Raw genomic sequence first — 13,996 nt, forward strand, 5'->3', positions numbered from 1 at the left:
GTATATATCCAATAATCAGTGTGAACGGTCGCTATTCAAATTAACATTTCCTTTTTATGAATTCGTTCGACATTACAACCCATCTTCAAAGCAGAAAGTTAGAACTCGTTGTCGAAAACCGTACTGCTTACACCCTCGATAATGCCGAACTCAATATTTACGAGACCCACCAAGCCGCCCAAAACGTAGAACTTACTTTTTCTAATCCCGTGCTGGCCAGCATGATTCGGGGTAAAAAAGTAATGCACCTGACCAACTCCCCTTCCTTTGATTTTTTTCCAGGTGAATCGGTGATTGTTCCTTCCAATCAAACCATGCGCATCGACTTTCCCGAAGCCAATAGCAAAAATCCTACCCAATGTTTGGCGTTGGCGATTTCGCCTTCTAAAATCCGCACCATTGTTGAAACCCTCAACGAGCATTCTCCGCTGGTGGACAACAACGAAGGTTGGCAGTTTGCCAACGATAATTTTTATTTTACCAACGAGACCGCCATTCACCAGCTCATCGGTCGGCTTATTTACCTCTTTACGGAAAATAACGCCGCTAAAGATTATTTTGCCAATTTGGTATTGCTAGAACTCATCGTCCGACTTATGCAAACCAAAGCCCGAATGGTGCTCAGTACTAACCTACAGCAATTGGCCAATACCAATCGGCTTGCCTACGCGGTTAAATATGTACAAGAGAATATCCACCGAAATCTAACTATCAAGGACTTAGCCGACAAAGCCTGCATGAGTGAACCTAATTTCTTTCGGTGCTTCAAACAGCAGTATGGCATTACCCCCGTAGAGTACATTAATCAACAACGGATTCAACTGGCAATGAAGCTTTTGTATAACACATCGTACAGTGTTTCAGATATTTGCTTTGCCTGTGGTTATAACAACCTTAATTATTTTCAAAAAGTCTTCAAAAAAGCTGCTGGCGACACCCCCGCCAATTACCGCAAAAAAATCGTTAAGTTTTAACGACGCCTTTTGATAGAATTGTTCTATTTTTTAATACAATAGTGCCATTCATATCCTATTAGATTGTTGTAGCTTTGAAATATTATTATTTTAATAATTTCTATTACTTAATCACGTCTTTGCTACATGGAACTTACAGGAACTCATACCCTCAATGCACCCGCAGAAACCATTTGGGCGATGTTGATGAATCCCGATACGCTAGCCAAAGTAACGCCAGGTATCTCCCGCCTTGAGCTCGAAAGCGAAGGCGTTTATAAAGCCATTGCTGAGGTAAAAATTGGACCAGTTGCGGGCAAATTTGAAGGGAAAGCGGAGGTAGCTAATGCCGTAGCTCCCGAGAGTTTTACGTTGCGTGTGGTACAAAACAGCAAAATCGGCAACGTCAATGCCGACATCAACATGACGTTGAAGCCGCTCTCCGATTCCCAAACCGAATTATCATTTGACGGCAAAGCTGATATGTCGGGGCTATTGGCTCGTACAGGCAACCGCGTCATGAGTGGCGTCGCTAGCACTTTGACCAAACAATTTTTCAAAAATTTCGAAGACGAACTAGCAGCCGCAAGTTAAAAAGTGCCAAGGTTTTTTTAGCTAACGTGATAAGGGTTTCTCAAAACCCGACCGAGGAGACCTTCCAAGTTTTGGAAACTTGGAAGGTCTGAAATACAAAACATCTTTCCTTTAAACCGTGCGAAAGCACATAACCTTTTAAGAAGTATGCCAAAAATAACAGTAACTGTCAACGGTACTCAACGCACTCACGACGTAGAAGGCCGTTTGCTTTTGGTACATTACCTACGCGATGTTCTTGGCCTAACTGGCACGCACGTAGGCTGTGATACCAGTAGCTGCGGCGCTTGCACAATTCACCTCGACGGTAATGCAGTAAAATCATGTTCTATGCTTGCCGCTCAAGCCGACGGCGCTACCATCACCACCATTGAAGGTTTGGCCTCAGGCGACGAATTGCACCCACTCCAAGTAGGCTTTAAAGAAGAGCATGGCCTTCAGTGCGGTTTCTGCACCCCAGGCATGATTATGTGTGCTGCCGATTTGCTCAAGCGTAATCCAAACCCTACCGAGCAAGAAATCCGCGAAGGGTTAGAAGGAAACATTTGCCGTTGCACGGGTTATCACAATATCGTTCGGGCGGTACAGCACGCCGCTGGGCAGTTAGAAATTGCCCCCTAGCCCCCAATGGGGGAAATATAACCCAATTTTTAGCGATTTAACAAAACCAATTGACTCCCTAATCAATGACGGTTAACAAGAGATAAAAAAACTCCCCCATCGGGGGCTGGGGGGCTAACTATCATGAGCAATAAATTCATTGGAAAATCAGTAAAACGCATTGAGGATAAGCGTTTTATTACGGGCAAAGGTCGCTATACTGACGACATTAACCTCCCAGGTATGACCCACGCCTACATACTTAGAAGTCCGTACGCCCACGCACGCATCAAGAGCATAGATACCTCAGCCGCCGCCGCGATGCAAGGGGTTGTAACCATTATGACTGGCGATGAAGTAGGTCATTATGGCGTTCCTTGTGGCTGGCAGGTCAACTTCAAAAATGGCGAAACAATGAAAGAACCGCCACATCCGCTGTTGGTCAAAGACAAAGTGCGCCACGTAGGGGATGCGGTTGTGATGGTTGTCGCTGAAAGTCGCGAAATAGCGCAAGACGCTGCCGAGGCTATTATTGTTGATTATGAAGTACTTCCTGCCATCACCGACGCCTCCAAGGCCGTAGAAGCAGGTGCGCCTTTGGTTCACGACGATGTTCCCAACAATATCTGTTTTGACTGGGAAATTGGTAATCCGAAAGCTGAGGTGGATGAGGCCATGGCCTCCGCTGCACATATCACGACGTTAGAATTTGTCAACCAGCGGGTTTCGCCCAATGCCATGGAGCCTCGCAGCTACATTGGCCACTATGACGGCGTCTATGATAAATATACCCTTTATACCTCCACCCAAAACCCGCACCTCATTCGTTTGTTGATGTGTGCCTTTGTCCTTGGTTTGCCCGAGCACAAGGTTCGCGTCGTTGGGCCAGACGTAGGTGGTGGTTTTGGTTCAAAAATTTATCACTATACTGAAGAGGCATTGGTTACTCTTGCGGCTAAAAAAACTGGCCGCCCTGTCAAGTGGACCGAAACACGCTCTGAGGCATTTTTGACCGATGCCCACGGCCGCGACCACGTCACCAAAGCAGAAATGGGTTTTGATGGTGACGGCAAAATCGTTGGCCTTCGTATCAAGACGTTTGCCAATTTGGGCGCTTACCTTTCAACCTTCTCAACGGCTGTTCCGACTTACCTGCACGGTACGCTTCTGCAAGGACTTTACACCACGCCTAAGATTCACTTAGACATGACATGTGTGTTTACCAATACGACCGCCGTCGATGCGTATCGTGGTGCAGGCCGCCCCGAAGCTACCTATTTATTGGAACGTCTTCTCGACCTTTCGGCTTTAGAAATGGGGGTTGATCCTACCGAATTACGCCTCAAAAACTTTATTCCTGCGTTTGATGGGGTGACTCAACCTGGGTATCAAACCAACGTGGCCTTACAGTACGACAGTGGTAACTACCACGGGGTACTCCACCGTGGTCTCGAAATGCTTGGCTACGAAGATTTCCGCAAAGCCCAAAAAGAAGCCGCCGCTTCGGGAAAACTCCTGGGCGTAGGTTTCTCTACCTACATTGAGGCTTGCGGTATTGCCCCGTCAGCCGTTGTGGGTTCGTTGGGAGCGCGAGCAGGTTTGTATGAAGTAGGTCAAGTACGCGTTCAGCCTACGGGCAAAGTCAGCGTATTTACGGGAGCCCATTCGCACGGACAAGGCCACGAGACTACGTTTGCCCAAGTAGTAGCCGACCGTCTCGGTATTCCAATGGAAGACGTGGACATCATTCACGGTGATTCCGATACCGTTGCGTTTGGGATGGGTACGTACGGCTCGCGTTCGTTGGCCGTGGGCGGTAGCGCCATCGTAAAAAGTTTGGATAAAATCATCGAAAAAGGCGCTAAAATCGCGGCGCATAAACTCGAATGCTCACCCGATGATATTGAATTTGTCGATGGTAAGTTTACCGTAAAAGGTACAGATAAATCGCTGGGTTTTGGAGACATTGCCCTGACGGCTTACGTACCACACGTGTATCCTGCCAACCTTGAGCCTGGGCTTGACTTTAGCAGTTTCTACGACCCTACCAACTTTACGTATCCGTTTGGTTGTCACATTGCGGTGGTAGAAGTTGACAAAGAAACGGGAGCGACCAAGGTAAAACGCTTCATCGCCGTTGACGACGTAGGAAATGTCATTAACCCAATGATTGTGGACGGACAAATCCACGGTGGTTTGGCACAAGGTATCGGGCAAGCACTGCTCGAAGGAGTTGAATTTGACGGAAATGGTCAAATCATCAACGGCTCGTACATGGACTATGCCATGCCTCGCGCCGATGATTTGCCAATGTTTGAGCTTGACCGTCAAGTAACGCCTTGCCCACACAACCCACTTGGGGTAAAAGGAGCGGGAGAAGCTGGCTGTATTGGTTCAACTCCTGCGGTGGTTAATGCCGTCATCGACGCACTTTGGTCAGCAGGTCATCAAGTCAAAGACATCCGTATGCCGCTTACTTCTGAGCGCGTTTGGTCGGCAATGCAATCATAAGTTTCGATTGCAGAATGCAGAGTGTCCAAAATTCGACACTCTGCATTCTGCAATCGCCATTCATCCACTTATTTACTACTCAAAACATGATACCACAAGCAGTTGATTATAAACGCGCAGGGTCGGTGAGCGAGGCGATTAGCCTTTTGGCAGAAAACCCAGACGCAAAAATTTTGGCAGGTGGCCACAGCCTTATTCCTGCCATGAAGCTTCGCCTCAACAGCCCTTCGTTGTTGATTGACATCGCTCGGATTCCTGAGTTACGCTATATCGAAGTCCGTGATGGTGGCGTAGCCATTGGTGCAGCCAGTACACACCACGACATTATTTCTAATGCCGATATTCAGAGTCGCTACGGCGTGATGATTGAAGCTGGTGAGCTAATTGGCGATACCCAAGTACGCAATGTAGGTACTTTGGGCGGAAGCATTGCCCACGCCGACCCCTCAGCCGACTGGCCTGCGGCCTTGATTGCCCTCAATGCCAGCATTAAAGTAGAAGGCCCCAGCGGTACCCGTGAGATTCCAGCGACGGAGTTTTTTTTAGGGTTTTTCTACACCGCCCTCGAAGAAGGTGAAATTGTCACTGAAGTAGTTCTTCCAGCCCCTGCGGCAGGTTCGCGGAGCGTTTATCGTAAATTTATGCAGCCTGCCTCTCGTTTTGCTATTGTAGGCTGTGCCGCTTCGGTCACCATTGATGGCGGCACTATCACCGACGCCACTGTTGCCTTTACGGGCGTAAGCGCCGACGGTGCCTTTTTGGACGAAGCCGTAGGAGCTGCGCTTGTCGGTAAGTCTGCCTCTCTTGAAACCATTGAAGCCGCCGCTAATGCTGCGGCCGAAAGTGCTGAGTTGAACGAGGATCATTATGCTTCGAAAACCTACCGTAAACATCTAGCCAAGGTATATGCCAAACGCGCATTGGTAGGTGCCTGTGGTTTATAAGTAGTGTGAGCGGGCGGGTTATGAGTAACCCGCCCCACTCAAAACCGTGATTAAACCAAAAAAACTTATTGCGTTTTTTTACGGTAATTCATCACCGTAATTCCACAATCAAAAGGCTTTGAAGTCACGAGTTCAAAGGGTAATTTCCCGTCCAACGCTGCAAAAATGGGCATTCCGTTACCAATGGCAACTGGGTTAACAAACAAATGAAGCTCGTCAATCAAATTTTCTTTCAACAATGAGGACACAAATTTTCCTCCACCGTACGCAATGATGTCTTTCCCTTCTTGTTGCTTCAACTGATTCAGTTCTTCCGCCAACTCACCGTTTGTCACCACCGTATTTTCCCAAGGAGATGACGTTAATGTCTTTGAGAAAACTACCTTTGGTGTTTCTGTAAAAATTTTACCCACTTCAACTTCTGGGCTGTCGGCATTATCGGCTACTCCCTTCCAATGCGGGATAAAGCCTTCGGCAAGGTTTCTTCCCAACACAATAGTATCAAATGAGTTGGTCAATTCGGTGACATAGTTGATGATATCCTCGGTCCATGGAAAGGTCATCCAATCCATTTCTCCGTTTGGTCCTGCCACAAACCCATCGAGGGTCATTTGCATTTGTAATTTTAGTTTTTTCACGCTGTGTATTTTTTGTCGTTTAATTGATAGAACAAAGGTAGGAAGCTTTTGGCTATCGTGAGGGGTGGAATTACGCCATTCTAAGGGGCGATTACGACAAGCCTAGGTTACTCTGGAATCAACACCAGTCGTTTCTCAATGTCCTGTAATTTGTATTTTATCTTCCGAATCCCGCCAGTTGCTTTGGCATTGATGTCACCTGCAAGATAGATAGGAAACTGCCGAACCAGGTGGTCATCTTCCATTCTGAACATGTCGTGCCCCATGTATCCTTTCGATAATTCGGGCGTCAGAGGAGCCATGTGTATTTTGTCAAACGAGTCGGGGAAAAATTGGTAGCCATATACTTTTCCAAAAGCTCCGCTGCCGTACGTACACGAGTAGATGTAAATCTCGGGCGCGTTGTTTTGGTCCAAATCGGCGGTTTCGGCGTTGATGACCCAACCGTCAGTTTTTTGGCGAATCGTAATTAATAATTGATTATTACGGCTTACTTTCATCACCATTTCACGCACAGCTCCTGCCTCGCTCGTGCTGATTTCAAATTGGTGTTTCTTAAAGATAAGTGTTTTTGTAAAGCGCTCGGCGTTGATTTCTTCCGTTGTAGGCGGGCGCAGTGAAGCCACCATTGTTACGATAACAAGGCCACTCAACAGCAGTATTTTCCCAAATTGAATCAAATTTTCAGAAGTACCTAGCTTCAAACTAGGCCATTATGTGTTTTCATTTAACGATATTAAGCGTCTTTCTGTTAAAACACAAGCAAAAAGACGGCCAAAATTGCCTTCATTCAGATTTAATAATACTTGTACCCACGAATACCTCCAATAAATAACCAGTAAAGCCTCAAAATATTCCCAACTAATTGTATAACAATAACAACCTTAAACTGTATTTATCAAATAACTTCTTTATAAACAGCAATTAATCAAGTTGTTACAGGGTATTTTTATGCTTTTTACTGTATATTTATTAACTGGCTTCCTCAATCATTATTTTGTTATGAAAAATTTTTCAACCACCGTATCGGCCTCCCGAAAGTGTACTTACTGCGGCTCAAGTGCCATTGAACGGGTTCCTCGTCCTTTTTTGTTAAAATTTTTACCAATTCGACGGTACCATTGTGATGATTGTTCACGCAGTTTTTACAAGTTTGTTTTATGAGGTAGAAACAAAAAAGCAAGGACTTCCGCCCTTGCTTTTTTGTTGTGCTAGTTTTAGAACAACGGTTTAATCCAAAACCTTTTCCAATTCAACACCTTTATCACGAATCAAACGAAACTCCCTAAAGCGACGCAAAGTTGACATGGTAAAACCAACCACCAATATCAGCGTTCCAATCCAAAGTACGTTGATGAGCGGCTTTTCTACGGCTTTCATCACAATATAATCGCGTTGCTTTGAATTGGCATCAAAGCTGAACGTTCCCGTTTTAGGATCAATCTCCATAAATTGAATCCGAAGCCCTAATTCTTCGCTCACTTCGGGTTTGCGCATCACCATGCGATCTTGATTAATGGCAAAAGTAGGAGCAACATAGTACTCACGTTCTTTGTCCAAAATCTTGATTTGTGCTTTTACTGCAATGTCATTCGGGTTTAAAGCCACCCCTTCAACGGCATTCGTACGGGTAACACTTTCGAGCACCGCCACGTAGTCGTTTACGAAGAAAGTGTCCTGCAACGCCACTCTGAAGTTTTCAGTAGGCGACCACTCCTCACTTTCACTTGGGTTGCTCCCAATCATAGCGTATGAATACAAATCTTTATTGAGTTCACGCTTAATATCTGGAGAAGTTACCATACCCATTCGCTCATTAAATTGTACACGAGGGAAGAGCGTCGTAATTCGACCCGTCGGTTCGCGATATTCTACTTCATAAAACACGTTTTCGGGATAGACCGCTACGGTGTCGCCTTTTTTATGGTAGGTTTTTTCACCAACCGTAATATCACGTAAACATACCGCGTGGAAATCTCCCTCGATGATGTCTAGCCAGCTGCTTGGCACGTACTGTGGCACATCCCGAATTTCGGTGCGTGGGCCGCGGTAGGTCAACAGATAGTCGCCCATACGTGTTGATTGACCCAACCAGAGCAGTACATTTTCTTTATTTTCTTTGTTATTTTCTTTCGTAAAAAAGTCTTCTTTTGAAATCAATAACCCTGAGCCATTGAGCGAAACTACTTTTTGGTAACCCGACGACCACAGAATCCCAATCAGCATCAATGCCACACCAATGTGGGTAACAGCCCCACCCGAAAGACGATAACTTCCTTTCAAAACCCCCAAAATAATGGTCATGTTGGCCACCAATGCAAACACTGAGGCCGTCAGTAAAGCGATGTAAGGAAGTTTATTGATACCACCAAAAGTGATGAGTAAAGCGGTGATAAACAACGAGATCCAAACGGGAGTAAGCAAATCTTGCATTTTACCCTTTTGAACCCGTTTCCACCAAAAATACTGGCCTATACCCGTCAAAATGGCAATGACAGCAAAAAACCAAAGCTGGAATTTTGTATAATATGAGATGGCGTCGGTAGGAGGCGCCAATTTAGAAACACCCCCGAAACTCTCTACAATTTTGTTCCAAACAGGAATAGACGTCGGAATAATAACTTGAAAACTTGCCAAACAAATCACTGTAGCACCGATAAAGAGCCAAAACTCCCGCGAATAAGTCGAAACTTCTTCGGCATCGGAAGGGAGCAATTTCCAAGCACGGGCCGAAATAATTACCGAAACTGCAATAAAGGCCAATAAATAGAGCAATAGCTGACCTGAAAGCCCTAAATCAGTGAAAGAGTGTACCGATGAATTTCCTAAAATTCCGCTTCGGGTAAGGAAGGTTGAATACAAAATGAGGATAAACTGGGCTATTACAAGAATAATCGACGATTTGAGAGCCGAGGCATTTTTTTTGGCAATAATCATCGTGTGCAAGGCCGCAATTCCTACCAGCCAAGGCACATATATTGCATTTTCGACGGGATCCCAGCTCCAGTAGCTGTTGAAGCTAAGGGTTTCGTAGGCCCAATAGCCTCCCATCAAAATACCGACACCCAAAATCACGCCCGTCAAAAGCATCCAAGGCAATGCAGGGCGAAGCCACTCAGTCACTTGCTTCCTCCATAGTCCCGCCATCAAATACGCAAACGGAACCAACGTAAGGGCAAATCCCAAAAACAACGTAGGCGGGTGAATCACCATCCAGTAGTTTTGAAGCAATGGGTTAAGGCCATTTCCGTCTTTTGGAACAAAATTAGGGTTCATTGCCCAAACTTGTAAATCAGGCATGGCTTCCTGCATGGTCAAGAAAGGCGTACTTCCGATTTTGAAATCGATGCCTGGGATGATGACCCCCAAAATCATTGACGTCAAAAATGCCTGTACCAAGGTATAAACCGTCATCATGGGAGCTTCCCAGAGCTTATTAGTACGAATAAGGATCACCCCTAAAACGGCTTGCCAAAACATCCAAAGCATAAAGCTACCTTCTTGGCCTTCCCAAAAGCACGAAAGCCTGTAGTACCATGGTAACGCTTTTGAAGAGTGGCTCCACGCATAATGATACTCAAAATGGTGACCATAAATAATGGTATATAACGTCGCACATACGCCCACAATGGCCGCTGCATGTGCATAAAAAGCTCCTCTTGCGAAGCGCTTCCAAGAGCTGAGTTCTAAGGAATTGGTTCGTAACAGCGTGACACGCAGATAAGCGTAAGTAGCCACTAATGCCGTTACAAACGATAAAATTACGAGAAGGTGTCCTAAATTTCCGAGGGTCATGGTTGGGTATAATCTACAGTTTAGCAGCCGTCGCTTCTTTAAAATCTGGCTTTTCGTTGGTATATTTAGAAGGGCACTTCATCAAGATTTTATTACAAGCGAAGTGGTCGCCTTCCATGCGCCCAATGACCACTACTTGTTCCGACTTATCAAAATCTTGCGGTTTAGGGCTGCCATATACTACTTTCTTAACGACTCTATTGGTATCGGCCAACATAAACTCAAAATGGTTGGGATCCATAACGGGATCGTACTTCATTCCAACTATCTGTCCGTTTCCGTCTTTGGTGAGTTTACCCACCACGTGAATTTCCGATTTTTCACCTTCTTTTGCCAATTCCTCTGCTTCCGTAAAATTGGAATACGTACTGGCGTTTCCGTAGGTCGAAACAATGATTCCAATCGCAATCGCGATGACTATAAGTCCAAAAATGTGTATCTTTTTCATTTGTTTACTGATTTTTGCTTTTCCAATTTTGAAACTTTCCTATCTATATTTACCAAAAAGGCAATAATCCCCACAAAAATGACCGATATAACCGCAAATACCACCCAAATTTTACCATCGGCACGCATCTGGTCAGCCATTGAAATCTCCTGTTCAACGGCTTGTTGAGCAAATAGGTTTAAAGAAACCAACACAAAAAGAAGGGAAGAAATAAAGGTATTTTTGCTATTTTTTTTCATTTTGATTCGTTATTTTAAATTATTCAGTTCCTTTCCAAAGTACATACCCCAATTTGAAACCCATCGACGGGTGAGGTAGCATTTCAACATTGACTGGACGGGCTCGATTAAAAGGTGAATCACTCGATGGCTTTCCTTCCATTCTTTTTTCGTCCCACAACTCAAAGTTTGAACGATGAAGCCGAACTCCTAAGCCTATAAACATTTCTAATCGCCAATATTTATTCAAATTGTACAACACGCCTATTTTTGAGGCTGTTCCAAACACAAGTCGGTCATATTCGGCCCTACCAAAGGTGTAGTACAGAGAATCTTGATTCGAATACCCATTCCTTAGCTTATAGTTGTCTCTCATCACAAATACTTCTTGGGCAAAATACCATTCTGGGTTAGGGCCAGGCGTCATGTACCACCGAAACTCCTCTTTCATTTTGAAGTTTGCATGATAATACTGCTTCCCCGAACAAGAAAAACAAGTGAACCCGTAACGCAATCCGCTTAGATTTGACCCAAATTCCGTGTTTATTCCAAAACTTTTTTTGGGACGGTATTCAAAACCAGCTTGCCACGCTGGACTTGTTAACGACATCAACGTGCTCGGCGTAAACTTAAAAGTTACTTTATCATACTCTCGGCTGGATGTTTGCCCCATCACCAACAAAGGTCCAACCACAAGAACTATCCACAATCCTTTCATTCATCTACTTTAGTCTGCCTGCTCCTCCAACATTCGTACTCGCACCCGTACCGTGGCCATCCATGTTCCAAGTAATCCCCAGCCAATCACTGCGGGGTAAAAAATTCGTCGCATTTGGTTGTCCATATCCAACTCGCTAAACGCTGGATTTCCACCGTTGCCTGGGTGCAATGAATCCGTCAAACGAGGGAGAATAAAAATAAGGGGAATAAACACCGCATACGCCAAAATATTGTACACGGCCGAAATACGCGCCCGACGCTGTTCATCGTCAAAAGACCCGCGCAAAATTAAGTAAGCAAAATACATCAACATACTGATTGCCACGCTATTGAGTTTGGGGTCACTTGGCCAAGGGTCTCCCCAAGTCACGGAAGCCCACAGCGAGCCCGTAGCGCAACCCAAAATTCCCAACAGAATAGCGACATTGGTAAACTCTACCGACTTGAGATCGTATTGTAAATCATTGGTACGTAAATACTTAATGGCATATACCAACGAGGTAGTGAGCATGGCAATCATGGCAAACCACATCGGTACATGGAAATACACGTTACGGATACTTTCGTTCAAAATGGCACGGCGAGGAACAGTCCCCATCAATCCAAAGTAAAGTGTATAAGTCAGCAGTAGCACCGCTACTATTTTCCACCAGTTATTTTTCATAAGGTATTACTTTAATTCTCTAACTACGCCACAAATAAGGAAACAAAATTAAGGACAAACTAACCACGATGGCATCCAAGGCCAACAAAATCATCACTTCTTCCGAGCTAGACCCACGGTCTAAGCCATCGAGGGCATTTTTTGCTAACTTCATCACCATCAACAACATAGGTATAATCACTGGAAAACTCAGAATTGCCATCAAGGCACCATTGTTTTCTGCTTTGGAGGCAATCCCCGCCACCATTGTCAACGACGAGGCAAACCCTATGCTTGACAAAAAAATCGTTACTAAATACATCCACAAATCGCCGACAGGGTTGCCCATCACAAAAGCGTAAAACCCAAACCCCGTCAGTGACAATACCAGCATCAATCCCGAATTATAAATGATTTTGGAAAGAATAATGCCTTGAGGGCTTGCTAAGGTATAATAGTACAAAAGACGTCCAGCGCGTTCTTGGGTAAAACTTTTGGAAATGGCATTAACCGCCGTAAATAAGATAATAATCCAAAATAGCGTGTTCCACGTAATGGGTGTCAACTGGTTAGCTTTGAGTTTAAAGCTCAAATAACAGACAAACACCGTGCTTACAATGTACAACAGCATCCCATTGAGGGCGTAGCGTTGGCGCCATTCGAGGGTTATTTCTTTTCCGATGAGGGTACGAAGTTCTTGCATCAGGGGCAAAATTACGACACAAACCAACGCGTTGTACTGAGGAAGGTCATTAGTTTTTAATTTTTATCCAACTACGGTGCGATGCGCGCGTTTCCACCACAATAAGTAACCCAACGAAGCTAAGGCCAAAACCGACGAAACGTAAAAGGCTACGGGGATATTGGCGAGTTTTCCGCCGTACCACCAACCCGACCACCACGCTCCTACCCCAATGCCTGCTTCAAGCGCAATGTACATAGTTGCCAACGCTCTTCCGCGATAATCGGGATGACTCAAATCAATCGTCCAAGCAGTTAGTGTAGGGGTGTTAAGCCCCCATGAAAAGCCGAACAATATCGCCGCCGTCCAAAAACTCCACACCGATTGACTAACGCCCAAAACACCCATCCCAAGCGCCAAAAGTATGGACGAAATAATCATCACAGGAACCCGTCCGTAAACATCAGACGACTTACTAGCAAACACCCGTATCACCAACGAAGCAATGGTATAGACCGTAAAAAACAGCCCTTTGTTATGAATCCCGAGGGTTTTACTCACGTCTGGAATGAGCGTCAGAATGACCCCTGACGAAAAAGAAACGGCAAACATCACCAAAAACACGTTGAGTACGCGCGGCTCAAACAAATCGGAACGGCTGATTTTGAGCATACTAAATCGGAAACGTTCTTTCTGAACCAATGTTTCTTTCATGTTTAACAGAATCAAAATCGACAACAGCGCAAACGCCGACGATACAAAAAACATAGGGTTAATGCCCATCGACATCGTGAGGTAACTACCAATAGCAGGCCCCAACGACATTCCAGTAGCGGTAAAAATACCCAACATCCCCGCCGCTTCCCCACGACGATTTTCGGGAATAATATCGGCGACGTACGCTGCCGTAGCCGTAGGTTTCGTTCCTGTAGAAAAGCCGTGTAAAAAACGAAGCAACAAAAAGCCCCACACCACGTGGACAAAAGGGTAAAACAAGCTCGCTACACAACATACCAAAGATCCAAAAGCCATCACAGGTACTCGGCCAATGGTATCGGTCAGCTTGCCACTAAATGGACGCGACAAACCTGCCGTAAAAGTGAAAAGGGCAATAATCAACCCGATGTGCGCTTGTCCTCCCATTGCGGTTAGGTAATCGGGCAATTCGGGAATCATCATTTGAAAACTGGCAGAAAACAAGAAGTTACTAAGGCATAAAAGCCAAAATTGCAAATTGTACATATCGACAC

At 45.2% G+C, this 13,996-nt stretch carries 14 protein-coding genes; 5 read left to right on the top strand and 9 right to left on the bottom strand.

Features of this window, described 5'->3' with window-relative positions; all coding sequences use genetic code 11:
• Nucleotides 1–56 precede the first annotated feature (56 nt).
• The 5 genes from AC23P2_RS29035 (at nt 57) to AC23P2_RS29055 (ending at nt 5,602) form a co-directional block, all read left to right on the top strand.
• Nucleotides 57–974 carry an AraC family transcriptional regulator gene (locus tag AC23P2_RS29035; RefSeq protein WP_487776447.1) on the top strand — a complete coding sequence of 306 codons (918 nt, stop codon included), beginning with the start codon at nt 57–59 and terminating at the stop codon, nt 972–974.
• A 126-nt stretch (nt 975–1,100) separates the two neighbouring features.
• Nucleotides 1,101–1,547 (top strand): SRPBCC family protein, encoded by a 447-nt coding sequence (locus AC23P2_RS29040; protein ID WP_487776448.1) that lies wholly within the window; start codon nt 1,101–1,103, stop codon nt 1,545–1,547.
• Nucleotides 1,548–1,694: 147 nt separating this feature from the next.
• Nucleotides 1,695–2,168, top strand: a complete 474-nt coding sequence (locus tag AC23P2_RS29045; RefSeq protein WP_487776449.1) for a (2Fe-2S)-binding protein — start codon at nt 1,695–1,697, stop codon at nt 2,166–2,168.
• A 123-nt stretch (nt 2,169–2,291) separates the two neighbouring features.
• Nucleotides 2,292–4,658, top strand: coding sequence for a xanthine dehydrogenase family protein molybdopterin-binding subunit (locus tag AC23P2_RS29050; protein WP_487776450.1), 2,367 nt, complete (start codon nt 2,292–2,294; stop codon nt 4,656–4,658).
• 86 nt (nt 4,659–4,744) lie between these two features.
• Nucleotides 4,745–5,602: an FAD binding domain-containing protein gene (locus tag AC23P2_RS29055; protein WP_472491211.1), complete on the top strand. Its 858-nt coding sequence runs from the start codon at nt 4,745–4,747 to the stop codon at nt 5,600–5,602.
• 65 nt (nt 5,603–5,667) lie between these two features.
• Here the strand turns inward: AC23P2_RS29055 and AC23P2_RS29060 are convergent, their stop codons facing one another.
• The 9 genes from AC23P2_RS29060 to AC23P2_RS29100 form a co-directional block, all read right to left on the bottom strand.
• Complete coding sequence (locus AC23P2_RS29060; RefSeq protein WP_472491213.1) at nt 5,668–6,240, bottom strand: dihydrofolate reductase family protein; 573 nt, start codon at nt 6,238–6,240, stop codon at nt 5,668–5,670.
• A 107-nt stretch (nt 6,241–6,347) separates the two neighbouring features.
• A complete protein-coding gene (locus AC23P2_RS29065) occupies nt 6,348–6,944 on the bottom strand; it encodes a hypothetical protein (RefSeq protein WP_487776451.1) in 597 nt (198 codons plus the stop codon).
• A gap of 526 nt (nt 6,945–7,470) precedes the next feature.
• The gene (ccsA, locus tag AC23P2_RS29070) at nt 7,471–10,035 is read right to left on the bottom strand and encodes a cytochrome c biogenesis protein CcsA (protein WP_487776452.1); all 2,565 of its coding nucleotides are present in this window, start codon (nt 10,033–10,035) and stop codon (nt 7,471–7,473) included.
• 13 nt (nt 10,036–10,048) lie between these two features.
• Nucleotides 10,049–10,483: a cytochrome c maturation protein CcmE domain-containing protein gene (locus AC23P2_RS29075; protein WP_487776453.1), complete on the bottom strand. Its 435-nt coding sequence runs from the start codon at nt 10,481–10,483 to the stop codon at nt 10,049–10,051.
• Nucleotides 10,480–10,722: a CcmD family protein gene (locus AC23P2_RS29080; RefSeq protein WP_487776454.1), complete on the bottom strand. Its 243-nt coding sequence runs from the start codon at nt 10,720–10,722 to the stop codon at nt 10,480–10,482. The genes AC23P2_RS29075 and AC23P2_RS29080 overlap by 4 nt, the downstream gene beginning before the upstream one ends.
• 19 nt (nt 10,723–10,741) lie before the next feature.
• Nucleotides 10,742–11,419: a hypothetical protein gene (locus AC23P2_RS29085; RefSeq protein ID WP_487776455.1), complete on the bottom strand. Its 678-nt coding sequence runs from the start codon at nt 11,417–11,419 to the stop codon at nt 10,742–10,744.
• A 9-nt stretch (nt 11,420–11,428) separates the two neighbouring features.
• Complete coding sequence (ccsA, locus tag AC23P2_RS29090; protein ID WP_472491221.1) at nt 11,429–12,085, bottom strand: cytochrome c biogenesis protein CcsA; 657 nt, start codon at nt 12,083–12,085, stop codon at nt 11,429–11,431.
• Nucleotides 12,086–12,104: 19 nt separating this feature from the next.
• Entirely contained in the window at nt 12,105–12,767 is a 663-nt protein-coding gene (locus tag AC23P2_RS29095; RefSeq protein ID WP_487776456.1) for a heme exporter protein CcmB, read from the bottom strand.
• A 63-nt stretch (nt 12,768–12,830) separates the two neighbouring features.
• Nucleotides 12,831–13,988, bottom strand: coding sequence for an MFS transporter (locus AC23P2_RS29100; protein WP_487776457.1), 1,158 nt, complete (start codon nt 13,986–13,988; stop codon nt 12,831–12,833).
• Nucleotides 13,989–13,996 lie beyond the last annotated feature (8 nt).

The sequence above is a fragment of the Runella sp. R0.1_18 genome (assembly GCF_057652155.1).